Raw genomic sequence first — 17,771 nt, forward strand, 5'->3', positions numbered from 1 at the left:
GATCAGGTTCGTGTCAAAGGATTTCGGCAAGCATGCGTTCCACGCCCTGCTGCCAGGGCGGCAAGGTCAGGCCGAAGGTGTCGCGCAGGCGGCGGGTGTCGAGCCGGGAGTTGTGTGGCCGACGCGCGGGCGTGGGGAAGGCGCTGGTGGGCACATGAGCCACGTCGTTCACCTGCCAGCCACCATCGGGCTGAAGGCGGCGAGCTGTGTCGATGACGTGGCTGGCGTAGCCGTGCCAGGTGGTTTCACCCGCGGCGGCAAGGTGGTAGATGCCCTGCCCCGCGCCCGTGCGCAGCACGTGGCGGATGGCATGGGCGGTGACGTCTGCGATGAGCTCCGCACCCGTGGGCGCGCCAAACTGGTCATCGATGACGGTGAGGCGTTCGCGCTCGCGCGCCAGGCGCAGCATGGTTTTGGCGAAGTTGCCACCGCGAGCCGCGTAGACCCAACTGGTACGCAGGACGAGGTGCCGCTCGCAGGCGGACCGCACAGCGTCTTCGCCTTGCAGCTTGCTGCGGCCATAGGTGTTGATGGGGCCGGTGGCATCGTCTTCGCGCCAGGGCTGGCGGCCGCTGCCATCGAAAACATAGTCGGTGCTGTAGTGAACCAGCCAGGCGCCCACGGCCTGGGCGGCACGAGCAAGTGCACCGGGCGCCTCGGCGTTGAGCAGGTGGGCTAGTTCGGGTTCGCTCTCGGCGCGGTCTACGGCGGTGTGGGCGGCCGCGTTGACGATGACCTGGGGGCGCAGGGCCTCGACGGTGCGCGCCAACCCGGCTGGATCAGCCAGATCGCCTGCAAGCCACACGCCGGACTGAACCGGGTGGGCGGCGCCGTGACGGTCAAGTGCGATGACTTCACCCAGCGGCGCAAGACTGCGCTGCAGCTCCCAGCCCACCTGGCCGTTCTTGCCCAGCAAAAGGATGGTCACGCCCCCACGCTCTCTGCGTTCGCTGCCCCCCGAGGGGGCCTTCGCACCTTGGGTCGGCCCTGCGATGCTCATGCTGCGCCCGCGTCCCCGTACTGCTTGCCTATCCACTCGCGGTAGGCGCCGCTTTGCACGTGCCGCACCCACTCGCCGTTGGCCAGGTACCACGCCACGGTCTTGCGGATACCGCTGTCAAAGGTCTCGGCAGGCCGCCAGCCCAGTTCACGCTCGATCTTGCGGGCGTCGATGGCGTAGCGGCGGTCGTGCCCGGGGCGGTCGGCCACGAAGGTGATCTGCTCGCGGTAACTGCCGCCGCCTGCCTTGGGGGTGAGTTCGTCAAGCAACGCGCAGATGGTGTGCACGATCTCGATGTTGGGCTTCTCGTTCCAGCCGCCCACGTTGTAGGTCTCGCCGGGGTGGCCCGCTTCGAGCACGCGGCGGATGGCGCTGCAGTGGTCCTTGACGTAGAGCCAGTCGCGCACCTGCATGCCGTCGCCATACACCGGCAAGGGCTTGCCCGCCAGGGCGTTGACGATCATGAGCGGGATGAGCTTCTCGGGGAAGTGGTAGGGGCCGTAGTTGTTGCTGCAATTGGTGGTGAGCACCGGCAGCCCGTAGGTGTGGTGCCAGGCACGCACAAGGTGGTCGCTGGCGGCCTTGCTGGCGCTGTAGGGGCTGTTGGGCTCGTAGCGGTTGGTTTCGGCAAAGGGAGCGTCACTCTGGCTCAGCGTGCCGTAGACCTCGTCAGTGCTGACGTGCAGGAAACGGAAGGCGGCTTTCTCATCAGCGGGCAGGGCCGACCAGTGGCTGCGCACGGCTTCGAGCAGGCGGAAGGTGCCAACGATGTTGGTCTGGATGAAGTCTTCAGGGCCGTGGATGGAGCGGTCGACGTGGCTTTCAGCGGCAAAATTGACGACGGCACGCGGGCGGTGCTCGGCCAGCAGCCGCTCGACCAGAGCGCGGTCGCCCATGTCACCCTGTACGAAAATGTGGCGCGCGTCGCCGCGCAAGCTGGCCAGGTTCTCCAGGTTGCCCGCGTAGGTGAGCTTGTCCAGGTTGATGACCGGCTCATCGCCGCTCGCCAGCCAGTCCAGCACAAAATTCGCGCCTATGAAACCGGCGCCTCCAGTGACCAGGATCATCCCATACCCTTAATCTGATGACAGTTTGTCGATTATCCGACAGGCCGCTTTGGCCAATTGCCGGAAAATAGCCCTATGTCAGACCTGAAATCCGCATTCGAAGCCGCTGTGGCGGCCACCAAGGACCTTACCCAGCGCCCGGACAACGCGACGCTGCTGAAGATCTACGCCCTCTACAAACAAGCCACCCAAGGCGACAACGCCGAGACCAAGCCGGGTTTTTCCGACCTGGTCGGCCGTGCCAAGTGGGACGCCTGGGCCGCCCTCAAGGGCACCAGCGCCGACGACGCCATGCAGCGCTACATCGAACTGATCGACTCGCTGGAATGAGCAGGCGCCCCAGCGCCTGACGAAACCGCTGGAACCAGTGCACGCAAGGCAGCCAGGCGGTCGCCATGCGGCTGGCCAGCCAAGGCGCGAACCGCTTCGAAGAACCTGTTGAAGTCCCGCCCTTCACGTTCAAACAGCGCCACGAAGGCGGGCACCTGTTCGTCGTAGGCCGCCTGGACGGCGAACAGCGCATTGTTCGCCTGCGCCACCCAGGCGTCGTACCCCGCGTAGCCGCCCCACCCGGCCTTGAGCCTGGCGTAGCTCGCGCGGAAGGCGTCCAGTATTTCAGCCTTGCCGCTCGACTTGTCCTGCGCGCTGGCGCCGGACGCGTACAGGTTCTCCAGGCGCTTGCGCGTCTGACGCATGAGCTCTCGGAAAGCCTGGCGCCGCGCGTCGAAGACGGCGTACTCGGCCCGCGCCGCGTCGCTGGCATGCTGTTGCAGCCACAGGTCACCCCCCAGGCGCTCTACCGCCGTGGCAAAGGATTCGTTGAACACCGTGTCCTGAGGGACATAGACGACCTGGTGAGCCAGCTCGTGGAACACGATGCGAGCGAGTTCGCCTTCGGGGTAGCCGATGAAAGTGCTGAGCAAGGGATCACCCCCGGCCCAGTTGAGCCACCCTAGCGTGGAATAGGCCGGCACGGGATACACCGCCACGTCCAACTCAGCGGACAGCGTCTGCGCGAACGCTCGTGCCTGCGCCTCGTCGTAATAACCCCGGTAGCCCTGACACCCGGCGAACGGGTAACACCAGGCGCGCAATGCCAGGCCGTCGCCTGGTGCAGCCACGACGTTCCAGACCGCGGCACGGCGCCCGAGGTCTGCGTACCGGGTGTAACTGGCGTTGTCAGGCAAAGCCAGCACGTCGCTGGCAAAAGCCCTCAGGCGCTGGGCCAGCGCCAGCTTGCGGCGCAGGGGTTCGGGCGTGGCGGGATCGCTCAGCCAGTCGTCGATGGGGCGCGCGGCACGCAACACCCCAAGGTGTCCGCCCACGGACTGGAGGTAATACCCCGGCGCCAGCACCCATTCTTCGGCTGGCGCCTGGCCGTGTTGCGCGCACCCTGCCAGTCCGAGGGCCGCCAGCACCGCCACAACGCCCTGGCGGATCATGCCCGGGCCACCTCGACCAGACAGTCGTAGAAGGTGGGCGCGCGCCCCAGGTCGGTCAGGCGCTGGCTGGTGAGTTCGTTGACGTTGGTCCCGTCACGCCCCCACTTGCGCCACCAGATGCCCAGCCCCACGACCACGCCCTTGCGCGCGCGGGTGCTGACGCGCGCCACGCAGGTGTGACTGCCGCGGTCGTTGAACACCCGGACCACGCTGCCATCGTCAATGCCCCGCTCGGCGGCGTCCTCGGGGTGGATTTCCAGAGCGGGCTCGCCTTCCGCATCTCGCAGGCTCTGCACGTTGACGAAGGTGGAATTGAGGAAATTGCGCGCGGGCGGGGAGATCATGGCCAGGGGCAGGTCGGCGCGGCTGCCCACCGGCTCGGCGTTGGGCAACACCTCGGGCAGGCCGTCCAGGCCCTGCGCAGCGAGCCGATCGCTGAAGAACTCGCATTTGCCCGAAGGCGTGGGGAAGCCCCCACCGGCGAATGGCGCCTCCGGCAAAGGCAGTGTCGCAAAGCCCTGCGCCAGCAACACATCGAAATCCACCTTGTCGCCGTAGGCCTGTCGGCAGAGCGCGAGATCGTCGTCCTGGAAGCACGGGTCGTCAAAACCCATGCGCGCGGCCAGTTCCCGGAAGAATTGGGTGTTGGGCCGCGCCTCACCCTGCGGGGCGATCGCCGGGCGGTTGAGCAGGACATCGGTGTGGCCGTAGCTGGAATGCACGTCCCAGTGCTCCAGCTGGGTGGTGGCTGGCAGCACATAGTCGGCGTAGTCTGCCGTGTCGGTCTGGAAGTGCTCCAGCACCACGGTGAACAGGTCATCGCGCGCGAAGCCGGCCACCACCTGGCGCGAGTCGGGCGCCACCGCCACGGGGTTGCTGTTGTAGACGACGAGCGCCTCGATGCGCGGCCCCCAGGCGGGGGATGCCGGGCGCAGCAGGTCGTCGCCGATGGTGCTCATGTTCACGGTGCGCGGCCGCTCCACGCCGGAAGCAGCCATAAGGTCGGGTCGCTGCAGCGCGGCGCGTTGCACCGGAAAACTGCCGGAACTGCTGAGCAACAACCCACCAGCAGGATGCCGCCACGCGCCGATGAGCGCAGGCAGGCAAGCTACCGCTCGCACCGCGTTGCCGCCGCCCCGCACGCGCTGCATGCCGTAGTTGAGCCGGATGGCCACCGGCTCCCGCCGCTGGAAGCACTCGCCCATGTCGCGCGCCAAGGCCTCGATCTGCGCGGCCTCGATACCGCAGACGGCCGCCGCACGGGCGGGTGTCCATTCAAGGGCGCGTTCGCGCAGCTGCGCCCACCCCAGCGTGTGGCGGGCGATGTAATCGTGGTCCAGCCAGTCGTGGCGGATCAGCTCGTGCATCAGCGCATAGGCCAGGGCCGCGTCCGTGCCCGGCAGGATGGCCAGGTGGTCGTGGCATTTGTCGGCGGTTTCGGTGCGGCGCGGGTCGATGCAGACCAGCCGCGCGCCCCGGCGCTTCGCTTCCTGCGCGTAGCGCCAGAAATGCAGGTTGCTGCCGATGGAGTTGCTGCCCCAGACCAGGATCAGCCGCGACTCGGCAAAGCGCTCCACCCGCATGCCCTGCTTGGTGCCCAGCGTGTACTCCAGGCCCGCCGCACCGGCCGACGCGCATATGGTGCGATCCAGCAAGGAGGCCCCCAGGCGGTGGAAGAAGCGTGCGGCGATGCTCTCGCCCTGCACCAGCCCCATGGTGCCCGCGTAGCTGTAGGGCAGGATGGCCTGTGGGTCACGCGCTGCGATGGCCTGGAGGCGAGTGGCGATGTCGTCCAGCGCCTCGTCCCAGCTGACGCGAATGAACTGCCCGCTGCCCTTGGGCCCCACCCGTTTGAGGGGGTGCAACAGGCGGTCGGGGTGGTGGGTGCGCTCGTGGTAGCGAGAGACCTTGGCGCACAGCACGCCCCCGGTCTGCGGATGTGCGGGATTGCCCTGTACGCGGATGGCCACGCCGTCGGCCACGGTGGTGACCAGCGAGCAGGTGTCCGGGCAGTCGTGCGGGCAGGCGCCAACGACCTGCTTGAGCGAAGGGGAAACGGAAGGGGAGACCGCAGAATTCATCCCCAAATTGTGAAGCATCTGACTGGAACGGGGTGCGGTCCGTGGTCAATTTGGGTACCATGGGCGGTCAAGCGCAGAGCAAGGCAGCGGTATGAAACTCAACGACTCCATCCTCTCCCAGGCAGCGGCCCTGGCCCAGATCCGGCGCGACATACACGCCCACCCCGAACTTTGCTTCGAGGAGGTGCGCACCGCCGACCTGGTGGCGCAGAAGCTCACCGAATGGGGCATTCCCATACACCGTGGCATGGGCAAGACCGGGGTGGTCGGCATCGTCCATGGCCGTGACGGCGGCGCCTGTGGCCGGGGCATTGGCCTGCGCGCCGACATGGACGCGCTGCCCATGCAGGAATTCAACACCTTCCCCCACGCCAGCCAGCACACCGGCAAGATGCACGCCTGCGGCCACGACGGCCATACCGCAATGCTGCTGGCCGCCGCGCAGCACCTGGCAAAACACCGCACTTTCGACGGCACCATCTACCTGATCTTCCAGCCCGCGGAGGAAGGTGGTGGTGGTGCCCGGGAGATGATCGCCGATGGGCTGTTCGAGCGCTTCCCCATGGAAGCGGTATTCGGCATGCACAACTGGCCCGGCTTCGCGGCAGGCACATTCGCCGTGAGCCCGGGGCCGGTCATGGCTTCCAGCAACGAATTCAAGATCACCATCCGTGGCAAGGGCGGGCACGCCGCCCTGCCCCACAACACGGTGGACCCGGTGCCAATTGCCTGCCAGATGGTGCAGGCCTTCCAGACCATCATCACCCGCAACAAGAAGCCGGTGGATGCGGGCGTCATCTCGGTCACCATGATCCACACCGGTGAGGCCACCAACGTCGTGCCCGACACCTGCGAGATCCAGGGCACGGTGCGCACCTTCACGCTGGAAGTGCTGGACCTGATCGAAGAGCGCATGCGCGACATTGCGCGCCACACCTGCGCCGCTTTTGGGGCAACGTGTGAATTCGAGTTCGACCGCAACTACCCGCCCACCGTCAACAGCCCGGCAGAAGCCGCGTTCGCGCGTGAGGTGATGCAGGAGATTGTGGGCGTGGACCAGGTGCTGCCCCAGGAGCCCACCATGGGCGCGGAAGACTTTGCCTACATGCTGCAGGCCAAACCCGGGGCTTATTGCTTCATCGGCAACGGCAACGGTGCCCACCGGGGCAAGTACGAAGGTTCAGGACACGATGCGGGCCCGTGCACCCTGCACAACGCACGCTACGACTTCAACGACGACCTGATTCCGCTGGGCGGCACCTACTGGGTGGAACTGGCCACGCGCTGGCTGGCGCGGCCCGCGGCCTGACGCAGCTCAGTTCTCGCAAGCTCCGAAACGCTGGGCTGCGATGGCCAGCAGGCCATCGAAGATCAGGCTTTCGACCAGTTCAAAGGGTACCGTCATGCTGGGCGCCATCTTCCAGCCCGCGCCACCGGTCATCACGCATACCGGCTCCTGACCGGTTCGGTGACGCAGGTTGTCCACCATGCGCTGCACCGCTCCGGCAATGGCAAAGGTGCCGCCACTGGTGAGGGCATCGCTGGTGTTGGTGGGGAAGTCGCGAACCTCGCCCGTGGGCACGTGCAGGCCGGCGGTGCCGGACTCCAGGGCGCGCAGCATGATGCCATGCCCCGGCAGGATGATGCCGCCCAGGAAGTGCCCTTCCGCATCGATGGCCTCGACCGTCACCGCCGTACCGACCATCACCATCACGCAAGGTTGCCGCAAGCCACGGGCCAGCAGGCGCTGGCGTGCGCCGATCATGGCCACCCAGCGGTCGGAGCCCAGGCGCGCCGGGTGATCGTAACCGTTGGCCAGACCCGCCTCGGCGGCGCTGGACACGACCCACTGCGGCGTCACGTCCCACAACTCCATCTGTTCCTCGACGCGGCGCTTGACCGCGTCACCGGCGACGATGCACCCCAGCACGCACGCAGGCGCGCGCAACTGCGCCCAATCGCCTTCGGCCAGGGTTTCAATGTTCTCAAGGAACTGAACGCCGTGCGCCAGCATGCGCGCGCCCACGGCGGCCTTCTCGTACAAGGCCCACTTCAGGCGGGTGTTGCCGACGTCCAATGCAAGCAGTGTCATGCGCGGATGATAAACACTCGCCAGGGGATCTTCGGCAATGGATCAGTTCTGCCGCCAGGGCAGGCCATGGAAGCGCCAGCCGCCCTTGCGGCCCCGGTGGGCGTCGCCGTCGGGATCTCCCTCGAAGCCTTCCAGGATGTTGTACGCGTCGAAACCCAGCTCGGTGGCGCGCTTCGCCGCAGCGATCGAGCGCACGCCGCTGCGGCAGAGCATCAGCAGCTTCTTGCCGTCGGCGGCTGCGGCCCGAACACCGTCGTCGAACCCCGGGTTCATGGCCATGCCGGGCCACTGCTTCCATGCCAGCGCCACCGCGCCGGGCACGAAACCCACCCATTCGCGCTCTGCGTCGGTGCGCACATCCACCACCACGGCCTGGCCTGCCTGCACCCATTGCCAGGCCAGCTGAGGCGAAACATCGCCCGCGTAGGCCTGTGCGGGACGCGGTATCTGCATGAATGCGCCGTCGGCGTCATGGCGCAACCCGGAAGTGAGGTTGGCAGGAACGGCCTCGTCGATGCGGCGGGGCTTTGGCAGATTCAGCCCATTCATGATGGCCACAAACTCTTCCAAGGACTTTCCCGCCACCCGCGCATTGCTCGACTGCTCCTGACCGATCGTCGAATGGCTGCGCCCCTGGTAGTCGTGCCCTGGCCACACCACGGTGTCCGCCGGCAACTTGAAAAGCACCTGCGTCAGGCTGTGGTACATCGCTTCGGCGCTGCCCGACTGGAAATCGGTGCGGCCGCAGCCATTGATGAGCAGTGTGTCACCCGTGAAAACGTGGTGGCCGCCATCCACGTCCCAGGTGAAGCACATGCTGCCGGCCGTGTGCCCGGGCGTGGCCAGCGAACGAATGGACTGGCGGCCGAACTGCAGCTCGTCGCCATCGTTCAGCTGGATCGATGCGGTGGTGATACCGCAGGCCGCTGGCGCTGCGGTGCGCGCGCCAGCGTGCTCGGCCAGCTTGCCCGCACTGGTGATGTGGTCCGCATGGGCGTGGGTTTCCACCGTCCAGACCAGTTTGAGTCCGCGCTCGCGAAGCACCGCCAGATCGCGCTCCAGCTGCGTGTCCACGGGATCGATGATCAGCGCATCGCGGGTATCTATGTCGAACAGCACGTAGGTGTAGGTGCTGGAATCCGGGTCGAAAAGTTGAATGGGCTGCATCGGTGGTTCCTCCTGCGCGTTCGCCAGCAGGGACGCCTCAGGAAAAACGCGCCAGCATTTCTGCCACATCGTCCGGAGGAGTCTCGCCCTGCGCGATCACACACCCCACCATCATAAAGAAGGACTTGTCCAGCGCCTTGCGTGCGGCGGCCAGTTGCTGGGCAACCTTCTCGCAATCGACGTCGTCCTCGATGAGACGCTGAATGCCGCGCAACTGCCCCTCCACACGCTTGAGGCGCAACAGCAATGCCCGTTTGCGTTCGGGGTCGTTAACAGAAACCATGGCCCACTCCATCGTCGACAGCATGAATGAACCACGAAACTATACCCAACACAGTATCAAAGTCAAAAACAAAAACCCCTTAAAACAGGGCACATTGGACTGCAGACATCAGCAATCGCATCTTCAAGACCTGTTGGAAATATATTCAAAAAGATTTGTACATACATTCAATATCCAACAAAACATCTTTTAAATCAATGACTTAAAAGACAAATTACCTCACAGAACGAACCACACTGTCTCCAACGCTACTACACCCCAGGGTTTACACGCAGGACCCGCACCCCATGCACTGCTGAAACTGCGATCGCCTCATATCGGACGGCATAACCATTGGAGACAAGCATGGATGTGAAGACTCGACGCGGCCTGCTCAAGGCAGGTGCCATGGGCGCCCTGGCGGCACCCTTTGTCAGCAACGCACAGACCGCACGCGGCCAGACCTGGAAGGTTCAGACGACCTGGGACGCAGGCACGACCGGCTACCGCCTGTTTGAAACTTGGTGCAACGAGTTCAAGGAGAAATCCGGCGGCGAGCTGACCATTCAACCCTTCCCCGCCAAAGCTGTTGCAGCGGACAACAACGCCCTGTTCGAAGCAGTCAAGACCGGCGTGCTGCAAGGCATGGTGCCCTGGACGCTGTACTGGGCCGGCAAGATCCCGGCCACGGTGTTTCTCTCAAGCTACCCCATGGGGCCGGACCAGCCCGCGCAGTGGGACACGCTCTTCTACGGCATGGGCATGCTGGAGATGGCGCGCCAGATCTACGCCAAGCAGGGCATGTTCTTCGTGGGCACCATCCAGCACGACGCCAACATCATCCACTCCAAGGTGCCCATCACCACGCTGGCCGAGATGAAGGGCAAGAAGATCCGCCTGCCCGGGGGAATGGTGTCGGAGGTGTTCCAGCAGTTCGGTGTGTCCACGGTGGCGTTGCCTGGATCGGACATCTTCCCCGCCCTGGAAAAGGGCACGATCGACGCGGCCGACTTCGTGGGCCCCGCAGTGAACTACGACCTGGGCTTCCACCAGGTGACCAAGTACATATTGATGGGCCCGCCCGGCACCATGAGCCTCTACCAGCCCGTGGACCTGATGGACCTGACCGTGAACATGGGTGCCTGGAAGCGTCTGTCGCCCAAGATGCAGGCCTTCGTGGAAGAACAGGTCAAGGCCTACTCGCTGACGCAATACGTGGCCATCCAGAAGGCCAACGTGGACGCGATGGCGAAGTTCGCCGCGGCGGGCACCCAGGTTTCCCGCCTGTCGAACGCCGACACGGAGAAGTTCCGCCTGGCCTCCATCCCGATCTGGTTCAACTGGGCACGCAAGGATGCGGACGCCGCCCGGGTGTTCAAGCTGCAACTGGACTACATGAAGAACGGTGTCGTCGGCTACATCGACGACGCCATGCTCAAGGGCCAGAAGCTCTGATACCGCGCACATCAAAAAGGTGAACCTGCCGGCCGCTGGCTGGCAGGTTCGCTCTCGAAGCGGTCAGCCGGTGGCCGCTTCCTTCTTGGGGAAACACATGGATACCGAAAGCGTAGGTTTTGTCCTGCCGCACTGGATTTATTGGGGCTGGCTTGCCGTCATGCCCCTGCTGATCATGGCCCTGGCCAAGGCCAGGGGCGTGATGCCCGCCGTGCCATACCACCCTCAGGCCAAGGGGGGCGAACGGCTGCTTGACTGGATCAGCGACCGCAGCGGCACCTTCGTGGCGCTGTGGAGTGTCAACGCCGTGGTCATCTACACCTACGAGGTGACTGCGCGCTACCTGTTCAACATGCCGACGATCTGGGTCCACGAGGCCAGCTTCCTGATGTTCGGCATGCAATACATGCTGGCTGGCGCCTACGGCCTGCTGCACGGCGCGCACGTGCGGGTGGACGTCATCTACGCCAAGCTCACACCGCGCAAACAAGCCGCGGTGAGCGTCTTCACCAGCGTGTTCTTCTTCGTCTTCGTGCTTGCCATGCTGGGAACGTCCTGGACCTTCTTCAAGGGCAGCATCGACATCGACGAACGGTCAATTGAAACGTGGCAGGTGCACTACTGGCCGGTCAAGGCAATGATGTTCCTTGGCACGCTGCTGATCCTGCTGGCGGGCGTCTCCCAGCTCATCAAGGACATCCGCACATTTGAACGCACTTTGCGCGAAGGAGGTGCAGCATGAACCTGCGTCTGATGACCTATGGACTGTCTCTGCTGACCGCCGCCATCGTTGGCGTGGAGATCGTCAACATCCTGGCCTACGACCCCTATGGTGACGCGTATTTCCTGTTCCGGCTGCAAGGCGCGCTGGCAGGCGTCGACATGGCCACGCTCACGTGGGTCATGTTCGGCTCGCTGTTTGTCCTGCTGATGGCGGGGCTGCCGCTCGCCTTCGTGGCCGGGGGGCTCGGCGTCGTCTTCCTGTACCTGCTCGGAGACGCCGCGATGCTCAACATCATCCCGAGCCGCATCTTCCCGATGATGACCAACCCCGACCTGGCCGCCATTCCGCTGTTCATCTTCATGGCAACCATGCTGGAACGCGCAGGGCTGATCGAGGAACTGTTCGATGCCGTCTACCAGTGGATGGGCGGCCTGCACGGCGGGCTGGCCGTGGCCACCATCGTCGCGTCGACGCTGCTGGCCGCCATGGTCGGCGTGGTGGGCGCCGCCATCGTGACCATGGGCATCATCGCGCTGCCCGCCATGCTCAAACGCAACTACGACCCGCAGATTGCCATGGGCTCCATCATGGCGGGGGGGACGTTGGGCGTGCTGATTCCGCCTTCCATCCTGGCCATTCTGTACGCCGTGGTGGCACAGCAGTCGGTCGGGGAGCTGTACCTTGGCAGCGTGATGCCGGGGCTGCTGCTGTCGGGCCTGTACATCCTGTACGTGGTGGTGCGAACCACCCTGAACCCGAAACTGGGACCACCCGTGCCGCTGGAGGAGCGGCTGACCACCACCCAGAAGCTGGCGCTGCTCAAAGGACTGGTCGCACCGATCGCGCTGGTGCTCATCGTGCTGGGGCTCTTGTTTGCGGGGATTGCCACCCCGGTGGAAGCCGCCGGCCTGGGCAGCTTTGGCGCCGTGGGTGTGGCACTGATGCACAAGCGCTTCACGCTGGATGGCCTGATCCAGGCCAGCACCTCGACGCTGAAAGCCACCGCCATGGTGCTGTGGATCATCTTCGGAGCGTCCATCTTCGTGGGGCTGTACATACTGCAAGGCGGGCAGGCCTTCATCACCGAGACCATCCTGGGCACCGGCCTCGGCTCCTACGGCATTCTGCTGATCATGATGGTGCTGCTGGTCATCCTGGGCATGTTCCTGGACTGGGTGGGCATCCTCCTGCTGGCCGTGCCCATCTTCGTGCCCATCATCAAGTCGCTCACCTTCGACGGCCTGCTGGGTTTGCCCGGCCCGTCGCCGGATGCGGTCGTCCTGTGGTTCGGCGTGCTGTACCTGGTGAACATGCAGATGAGCTTCCTGAGCCCGCCATTCGGCTACGCGCTGTTCTACATCCGTGGCGTGGCGCCGCCCTCCATCTCCATGGCAACGATCTTCAAGTCGTCACTGGTGTTCCTGGCCATCCAGGTCCTGGCCCTGGTCATCGTTGTGCTGGTGCCGGGCGTAGCCACCTGGCTGCCGTCGCTGGTCTACAGCCGCTGACGGAACAGCACCGAAACGGGAAACCGAAGGGCGCGCAATGCGCCCTTTTTTTTCGATTCCGGTTAATATTGACGTTTACGTAAACGTAAACACGATCAGGAGACCCTCGCCATGACCGACCTGTCCGCTGAATTCAAGGCGCTGGCCGAATACCGCCCCACCCACAAGGTCCGCTTCGTGACCGCCGCCAGCCTGTTCGACGGGCACGACGCGGCCATCAACATCATGCGGCGCATCCTGCAGAGCATGGGAGCCGAGGTGATCCACCTGGGGCACAACCGCTCGGTGGACGACGTGGTGACGGCAGCGCTGCAGGAGGACGCCCAGGGCATCGCCATCAGCTCCTACCAGGGCGGGCACGTCGAGTACTTCAAATACATGGTCGACCTGCTCCGCCAGCGCGGCGGCGAGCACATCCAGGTCTTTGGCGGCGGCGGCGGGGTGATCGTGCCCGCCGAAATCCGCGAACTGATGGAATACGGCGTGGGCCGCATCTACAGCCCCGAGGACGGCCAGCGCATGGGCCTGGCGGGCATGATCGGCGAGATGGTGATGCGCTGCGACAAGGACGTGTCAGCCCACGCACCGAAGGCGCTGGCGGCCATACAGGGCCACACCGACGCCGCCTGGCGCGCCCTGGCCCAGCTGATCACCGTGCTGGAAAACGGCCGTGCCGATCAGGGGCTGGTGACGAAGCTGCGCGAGCAGGCACAGGGCACGAAAGTGCCGGTGCTGGGCATCACCGGCACGGGCGGCGCGGGCAAGTCCAGCCTGACCGACGAACTCATCCGCCGCCTGCGGCTGGACCAGAACGACGCGCTGCGCGTGGCGGTCATCAGCATCGACCCCAGCCGCCGCAAGAGCGGCGGCGCGCTGCTGGGCGACCGCATCCGCATGAACGCGATCTCTCCGTGGCAGCAAGGCTCCCGCGTCTACATGCGCAGCCTGGCCACGCGCGACTTTGGCAGCGAGATCTCTGCGGCCCTGCCGGACGTGGTTGCCGCCTGCAAGGTGGCGGGCTTCGACCTGGTGATCGTGGAGACCTCCGGCATTGGCCAGGGCGACGCCGCCATCGTGCCGCACGTCGATGTGCCCATGTACGTGATGACGCCCGAGTTCGGCGCGGCCAGCCAGCTGGAAAAGATCGACATGCTCGACTTCGCCGAGTTCGTGGCCATCAACAAATTCGATCGCAAGGGCGCCTCTGACGCGCTGCGCGACGTGGCCAAGCAGGTGCAGCGCAACAAGGAAGCCTGGGGCAAGCGCCCTGAAGAGATGCCCGTGTTCGGCACCATGGCCGCCCGCTTCAACGACGACGGCGTGACCGCTCTGTATCAGGCGCTGAAACATCGTCTGGCTGAGCTGGGCCTTCCCCTGCGCGATGGCCGCCTGCCCGTGGTGAACGTGCGCCACAGCAGCAACCAGACACCCATCGTGCCCCCTGCCCGCACGCGCTACCTGGCCGAGATTGCCGACACCGTGCGCGGCTACAAGAAGAAGGCCCGTGAACAGGCCCGTCTGGCGCGCGAAATCCAGCAACTGCGCAGCAGTGCCGAGATGCTGCGCATAGGCAAACCCGACCGTGCCAAGGCTGCCGAGGCCGTCATCGATCTGGCCCAGCAGCGCGAGCTGCAGCAGGACCCGGGTGCCCGCAAGCTGCTTGCCCAATGGCCCGACATGCAGAAGGCCTACGCGGGCGACCAGTACGTGGTCAAGATCCGCGACAAGGAAATCCGCACCCAGATCACGCACACCACGCTGTCGGGCAACAAGATCCGCAAGGTGGCCCTGCCCACTTTCGAGGACCACGGCGAAATCCTCAAATGGCTGATGCTGGAGAACGTGCCCGGCAGCTTCCCCTACACCGCTGGCGTGTTCGCCTTCAAGCGCGAAGGCGAAGACCCCACCCGCATGTTCGCCGGCGAAGGCGATCCCTTCCGCACCAACCGCCGCTTCAAGCTGCTCTCTGAAGGCATGCCCGCCAAGCGCCTGTCCACCGCCTTCGACTCGGTCACGCTCTACGGGCACGACCCCGACCCGCGCCCCGACATCTACGGCAAGGTGGGCAACTCGGGCGTGAGCATCGCCACACTCGACGACATGAAGGTGCTGTACTCGGGCTTCGATCTGTGCAACCCGAGCACATCGGTGTCCATGACCATCAACGGCCCGGCGCCCAGCATCCTGGCCATGTTCATGAACACCGCCATCGACCAGCAGATGGAGAAGTTCAAGGCCGACAACGGCCGCGAGCCCACCGACACCGAAGCCGAGAAGATCCGCGAATGGGTGCTGGCCAACGTGCGCGGCACGGTGCAGGCCGACATCCTGAAGGAAGACCAGGGCCAGAACACCTGCATCTTCTCCACCGAATTCAGCCTGAAGGTGATGGGCGACATCGCCGAATACTTCGTGCACCACGACGTGCGCAACTTCTACTCGGTGTCCATCAGCGGCTACCACATTGCCGAAGCCGGGGCCAACCCGATCAGCCAGCTGGCCTTCACGCTGAGCAACGGCTTCACCTTCGTGGAAGCCTATCTGGCGCGCGGCATGCACATCGATGACTTCGCGCCCAACCTGAGCTTCTTCTTCAGCAACGGCATGGACCCGGAATACACCGTGCTGGGCCGCGTGGCGCGCCGCATCTGGGCCGTGACCATGCGCGACAAGTACGGCGCCAACGAACGCAGCCAGAAGCTGAAATACCACATCCAGACCAGCGGCCGCAGCCTGCACGCACAGGAAATCGCCTTCAACGACATCCGCACCACGCTGCAGGCGCTGATCGCCATCTACGACAACTGCAACAGTCTGCACACCAACGCCTACGACGAGGCCATCACCACCCCCACCGAGGAGTCGGTGCGCCGCGCCATGGCGATCCAGCTCATCATCAACCGCGAATGGGGCCTGGCCAAGAACGAGAATCCGAACCAGGGTGCGTTCATCATCGACGAGCTGACCGAACTGGTGGAAGAAGCCGTGCTGGCGGAGTTCGAGCGGATTGCCGAGCGCGGCGGCGTGCTGGGCGCCATGGAGACCGGCTACCAGCGCGGCCGCATCCAGGACGAATCGATGCACTACGAGATGCTCAAGCACACGGGCGAGTACCCCATCATCGGCGTCAACACCTTCCGCAACCCGCATGGCGACCCGATCCCTGAAAGCCTGGAACTGGCCCGCTCCACCGAAGAGGAAAAGCAAAGCCAGCTGACCCGCCTGAACGACTTTCACCAGCGTCATGCCAGCGAGGCCCCGGCCATGCTGCAGCGCCTGAAGGACGCGGTCATCGAAAACCGCAACGTCTTCGAGGTGCTGATGGACGCCGTGCGCGTGTGCTCGCTGGGGCAGATCACCTCGGCGCTGTTCGAGGTGGGTGGCCAATACCGGCGCAACATGTGAATGTGAAAGTGGCACCAGAATGGGGCACGGGCGCGGCTATAGTCGGCCGGTGACCCACCCCATGCCCCTCCATTCCCGCCACCAGGGCAACGTCAAGAGCATCACCGCCATGGTCGTGGCGGTGGGCTTCTTTGCCTTGATGGACAGCATCCTCAAGACACTGGCCGACCATTACCCTGCCGTGCAGGTAGCCACGTTGCGCGGGCTGGTGGCTTTGCCCCTGGTGTTTGGCTACCTGAGCTGGCGGCGCGCCTGGCACAAGGTGTGGCACCTGCGCTGGCCACTGCACCTGCTGCGCGGCGTGCTGGCCGTGTGCATGCTCTCGCTCTTCACCTACGGTGTGCACGGGCTGCCCCTGTCCAACGCGTACACGCTGTTCTTCATTGCCCCGCTACTCATCACGCTGCTGGCCATTCCGGTGCTGGGCGAACGCGTGCCCCGCACGCACTGGTGGGCCATCGGCGTGGGGCTGGTGGGCGTGGTGGTGGCCCTGCGCCCCAGCCCGGACGCCTTCGTCGGCTGGGCGGGCATGGCCGTGCTGGCGGCAGCGGCCTGCTATGCGGCGTCGGCCGTGTCGGGCCGCCTGCTATGCCGTACCGACGCGCCCGAGAGCCTGGTGCTTTGGTCGATGGTGATGATGGCGGTTTTTGGCGGCGCGCTGGCGCTGCCTGGTTGGGTGGCAGTGCGGGCGGAGGATGGCTGGCTGCTGCTGGCCCTGGCCATCACGGGTTTCGGCGGGCAACTCGCCATCACCCAGGCGTTCAGTCACGGCCAGGCTTCTGCCGTGGCGCCTTTCGAGTATTCGGCCCTGGCCTGGGGCATCGGGCTGGACTGGGTGTTCTGGCACACCCTGCCCGACGTCTACACCCTGCTGGGGGCAGCCATCATCGTGGCCAGCGGCATCTATCTGGTCCGGCACGAGCGCGTTCACGCGCAGGCCGACATCCACACGAGTGCGGAACATCCCTGAGCGTTTTTAGGGTTTGTCTGGATCAGGCTTCGATCAAGTCGAAACTGGTGGTGATGTCCGCCGTCTTGCCCAGCATGATGCTGGCCGAGCAGTATTTCTCGTGGCTCATGGCAATGGCCCGTTCCACGGCGGCGGCCGGAATGCCCTTGCCCGTGACCGTGAAGTGCATGTGGATCTTGGTGAAGACCTTAGGCTCGGTTTCGGCGCGCTCACTGGTCAGCTTCACGCTGCACCCCCGCACGTCGTGGCGGCCGCGCTTGAGGATCAGAACCACATCGTAGGCCGTGCAGCCGCCAGTGCCTGCCAGCACGGTCTCCATCGGGCGCGGCGCCAGGTTGGCTCCGCCGTTTTCGGGTTTGGCGGCGTCGGGCGCGCCGTCCATGGCCAGCACATGGCCGCTGCCAGTCTCGGCCACAAAGCCCATGTTCGAACGGGTACCAGCGGCGCCGGTCCAGGTGACGGTGCATTCCATCGCGGGAAATCTCCAAAAAAACAACACCCGGTCAACACAGGATGTTGCAACGCACAAATTTCGGGTTTATACTTAGAGCCATTGTATGAAATCCGAATCCACCGTTGATTCCGCTTTCATCGCCCG

The 17,771-nt window shown here is 65.1% G+C and carries 15 protein-coding genes and 1 pseudogene; 7 read left to right on the forward strand and 9 right to left on the reverse strand.

Annotated features, from left to right (window positions below; genetic code table 11):
• Positions 1-13 precede the first annotated feature (13 nt).
• Both rfbD and rfbB read right to left on the reverse strand, forming a co-directional pair.
• Positions 14-928 carry a dTDP-4-dehydrorhamnose reductase gene (gene rfbD, locus ACYVHH_RS02360; RefSeq protein WP_460563413.1) on the reverse strand — a complete coding sequence of 305 codons (915 nt, stop codon included), beginning with the start codon at positions 926-928 and terminating at the stop codon, positions 14-16.
• 68 nt (positions 929-996) lie between these two features.
• Positions 997-2,067 (reverse strand): dTDP-glucose 4,6-dehydratase, encoded by a 1,071-nt coding sequence (rfbB, locus tag ACYVHH_RS02365; protein ID WP_460563414.1) that lies wholly within the window; start codon positions 2,065-2,067, stop codon positions 997-999.
• Between the two features lie 75 nt (positions 2,068-2,142).
• On the opposite strand from rfbB, the gene ACYVHH_RS02370 reads away from it, so the two are divergent.
• A complete protein-coding gene (locus ACYVHH_RS02370; protein WP_460563416.1) occupies positions 2,143-2,397 on the forward strand; it encodes an acyl-CoA-binding protein in 255 nt (84 codons plus the stop codon).
• Here ACYVHH_RS02370 and ACYVHH_RS02375 read toward each other — a convergent pair.
• Together ACYVHH_RS02375 and ACYVHH_RS02380 are read right to left on the reverse strand one after the other, a co-directional pair.
• Positions 2,367-3,509, reverse strand: a complete 1,143-nt coding sequence (locus ACYVHH_RS02375) for an aminopeptidase (RefSeq protein ID WP_460563417.1) — start codon at positions 3,507-3,509, stop codon at positions 2,367-2,369. The genes ACYVHH_RS02370 and ACYVHH_RS02375 overlap by 31 nt on opposite strands.
• The gene (locus ACYVHH_RS02380) at positions 3,506-5,590 is read right to left on the reverse strand and encodes a molybdopterin-containing oxidoreductase family protein (protein WP_460563418.1); all 2,085 of its coding nucleotides are present in this window, start codon (positions 5,588-5,590) and stop codon (positions 3,506-3,508) included. The genes ACYVHH_RS02375 and ACYVHH_RS02380 overlap by 4 nt, the downstream gene beginning before the upstream one ends.
• A 91-nt stretch (positions 5,591-5,681) precedes the next feature.
• Here ACYVHH_RS02380 and ACYVHH_RS02385 point away from each other — a divergent pair, with 91 nt between their 5' ends.
• Positions 5,682-6,899 carry a M20 aminoacylase family protein gene (locus ACYVHH_RS02385; protein ID WP_460563419.1) on the forward strand — a complete coding sequence of 406 codons (1,218 nt, stop codon included), beginning with the start codon at positions 5,682-5,684 and terminating at the stop codon, positions 6,897-6,899.
• Positions 6,900-6,905: 6 nt separating this feature from the next.
• Here the strand turns inward: ACYVHH_RS02385 and ACYVHH_RS02390 are convergent, their stop codons facing one another.
• The 4 genes and pseudogenes from ACYVHH_RS02390 to ACYVHH_RS02405 all read right to left on the reverse strand — a co-directional run bounded on the left by ACYVHH_RS02390 (position 6,906) and on the right by ACYVHH_RS02405 (position 9,156).
• Complete coding sequence (locus ACYVHH_RS02390; protein ID WP_460563420.1) at positions 6,906-7,682, reverse strand: type III pantothenate kinase; 777 nt, start codon at positions 7,680-7,682, stop codon at positions 6,906-6,908.
• A 42-nt stretch (positions 7,683-7,724) separates the two neighbouring features.
• Entirely contained in the window at positions 7,725-8,135 is a 411-nt protein-coding gene (locus tag ACYVHH_RS02395) for a rhodanese-like domain-containing protein (protein ID WP_460563611.1), read from the reverse strand.
• A gap of 201 nt (positions 8,136-8,336) precedes the next feature.
• A pseudogene (locus tag ACYVHH_RS02400) lies at positions 8,337-8,918 on the reverse strand (MBL fold metallo-hydrolase); the annotation flags it as partial.
• A complete protein-coding gene (locus ACYVHH_RS02405) occupies positions 8,887-9,156 on the reverse strand; it encodes a metal-sensitive transcriptional regulator (RefSeq protein WP_460563421.1) in 270 nt (89 codons plus the stop codon). The gene ACYVHH_RS02405 and the pseudogene ACYVHH_RS02400, both read right to left, overlap by 32 nt.
• 321 nt (positions 9,157-9,477) lie before the next feature.
• Here ACYVHH_RS02405 and dctP point away from each other — a divergent pair, with 321 nt between their 5' ends.
• The 5 genes from dctP (at position 9,478) to ACYVHH_RS02430 (ending at position 17,173) form a co-directional block, all read left to right on the forward strand.
• A complete protein-coding gene (gene dctP, locus ACYVHH_RS02410) occupies positions 9,478-10,566 on the forward strand; it encodes a TRAP transporter substrate-binding protein DctP (protein WP_460563422.1) in 1,089 nt (362 codons plus the stop codon).
• 97 nt (positions 10,567-10,663) lie between these two features.
• Positions 10,664-11,308 (forward strand): TRAP transporter small permease subunit, encoded by a 645-nt coding sequence (locus ACYVHH_RS02415; protein WP_460563423.1) that lies wholly within the window; start codon positions 10,664-10,666, stop codon positions 11,306-11,308.
• A complete protein-coding gene (locus ACYVHH_RS02420) occupies positions 11,305-12,798 on the forward strand; it encodes a TRAP transporter large permease (RefSeq protein ID WP_460563424.1) in 1,494 nt (497 codons plus the stop codon). The genes ACYVHH_RS02415 and ACYVHH_RS02420 overlap by 4 nt, the downstream gene beginning before the upstream one ends.
• A 111-nt stretch (positions 12,799-12,909) precedes the next feature.
• Positions 12,910-16,203 carry a fused isobutyryl-CoA mutase/GTPase IcmF gene (gene icmF / locus ACYVHH_RS02425; RefSeq protein WP_460563425.1) on the forward strand — a complete coding sequence of 1,098 codons (3,294 nt, stop codon included), beginning with the start codon at positions 12,910-12,912 and terminating at the stop codon, positions 16,201-16,203.
• A gap of 61 nt (positions 16,204-16,264) precedes the next feature.
• Positions 16,265-17,173 (forward strand): DMT family transporter, encoded by a 909-nt coding sequence (locus ACYVHH_RS02430; protein ID WP_460563426.1) that lies wholly within the window; start codon positions 16,265-16,267, stop codon positions 17,171-17,173.
• Between the two features lie 22 nt (positions 17,174-17,195).
• Here the strand turns inward: ACYVHH_RS02430 and ACYVHH_RS02435 are convergent, their stop codons facing one another.
• Positions 17,196-17,645, reverse strand: a complete 450-nt coding sequence (locus tag ACYVHH_RS02435; RefSeq protein ID WP_460563427.1) for an OsmC family protein — start codon at positions 17,643-17,645, stop codon at positions 17,196-17,198.
• Positions 17,646-17,771: the final 126 nt, after the last annotated feature.

This window comes from Hydrogenophaga aquatica, assembly GCF_054780915.1.

Bases quoted from the DNA above. Each gene is read 5' to 3' on its own strand.
- ACYVHH_RS02415 (WP_460563423.1), top strand. From the start codon at position 10,664: ATGGATACCGAAAGCGTAGGTTTTGTCCTGCCGCACTGGATTTATTGG.
- ACYVHH_RS02420 (WP_460563424.1), top strand. From the start codon at position 11,305: ATGAACCTGCGTCTGATGACCTATGGACTGTCTCTGCTGACCGCCGCC.
- ACYVHH_RS02405 (WP_460563421.1), bottom strand. From the start codon at position 9,156: ATGCTGTCGACGATGGAGTGGGCCATGGTTTCTGTTAACGACCCCGAA.
- dctP (WP_460563422.1), top strand. From the start codon at position 9,478: ATGGATGTGAAGACTCGACGCGGCCTGCTCAAGGCAGGTGCCATGGGC.
- rfbB (WP_460563414.1), bottom strand. From the start codon at position 2,067: ATGATCCTGGTCACTGGAGGCGCCGGTTTCATAGGCGCGAATTTTGTG.
- icmF (WP_460563425.1), top strand. From the start codon at position 12,910: ATGACCGACCTGTCCGCTGAATTCAAGGCGCTGGCCGAATACCGCCCC.
- ACYVHH_RS02385 (WP_460563419.1), top strand. From the start codon at position 5,682: ATGAAACTCAACGACTCCATCCTCTCCCAGGCAGCGGCCCTGGCCCAG.
- ACYVHH_RS02395 (WP_460563611.1), bottom strand. From the start codon at position 8,135: ATGCAGATACCGCGTCCCGCACAGGCCTACGCGGGCGATGTTTCGCCT.
- ACYVHH_RS02390 (WP_460563420.1), bottom strand. From the start codon at position 7,682: ATGACACTGCTTGCATTGGACGTCGGCAACACCCGCCTGAAGTGGGCC.
- ACYVHH_RS02435 (WP_460563427.1), bottom strand. From the start codon at position 17,645: ATGGAATGCACCGTCACCTGGACCGGCGCCGCTGGTACCCGTTCGAAC.
- ACYVHH_RS02380 (WP_460563418.1), bottom strand. From the start codon at position 5,590: ATGAATTCTGCGGTCTCCCCTTCCGTTTCCCCTTCGCTCAAGCAGGTC.
- ACYVHH_RS02370 (WP_460563416.1), top strand. From the start codon at position 2,143: ATGTCAGACCTGAAATCCGCATTCGAAGCCGCTGTGGCGGCCACCAAG.
- ACYVHH_RS02375 (WP_460563417.1), bottom strand. From the start codon at position 3,509: ATGATCCGCCAGGGCGTTGTGGCGGTGCTGGCGGCCCTCGGACTGGCA.
- ACYVHH_RS02430 (WP_460563426.1), top strand. From the start codon at position 16,265: ATGCCCCTCCATTCCCGCCACCAGGGCAACGTCAAGAGCATCACCGCC.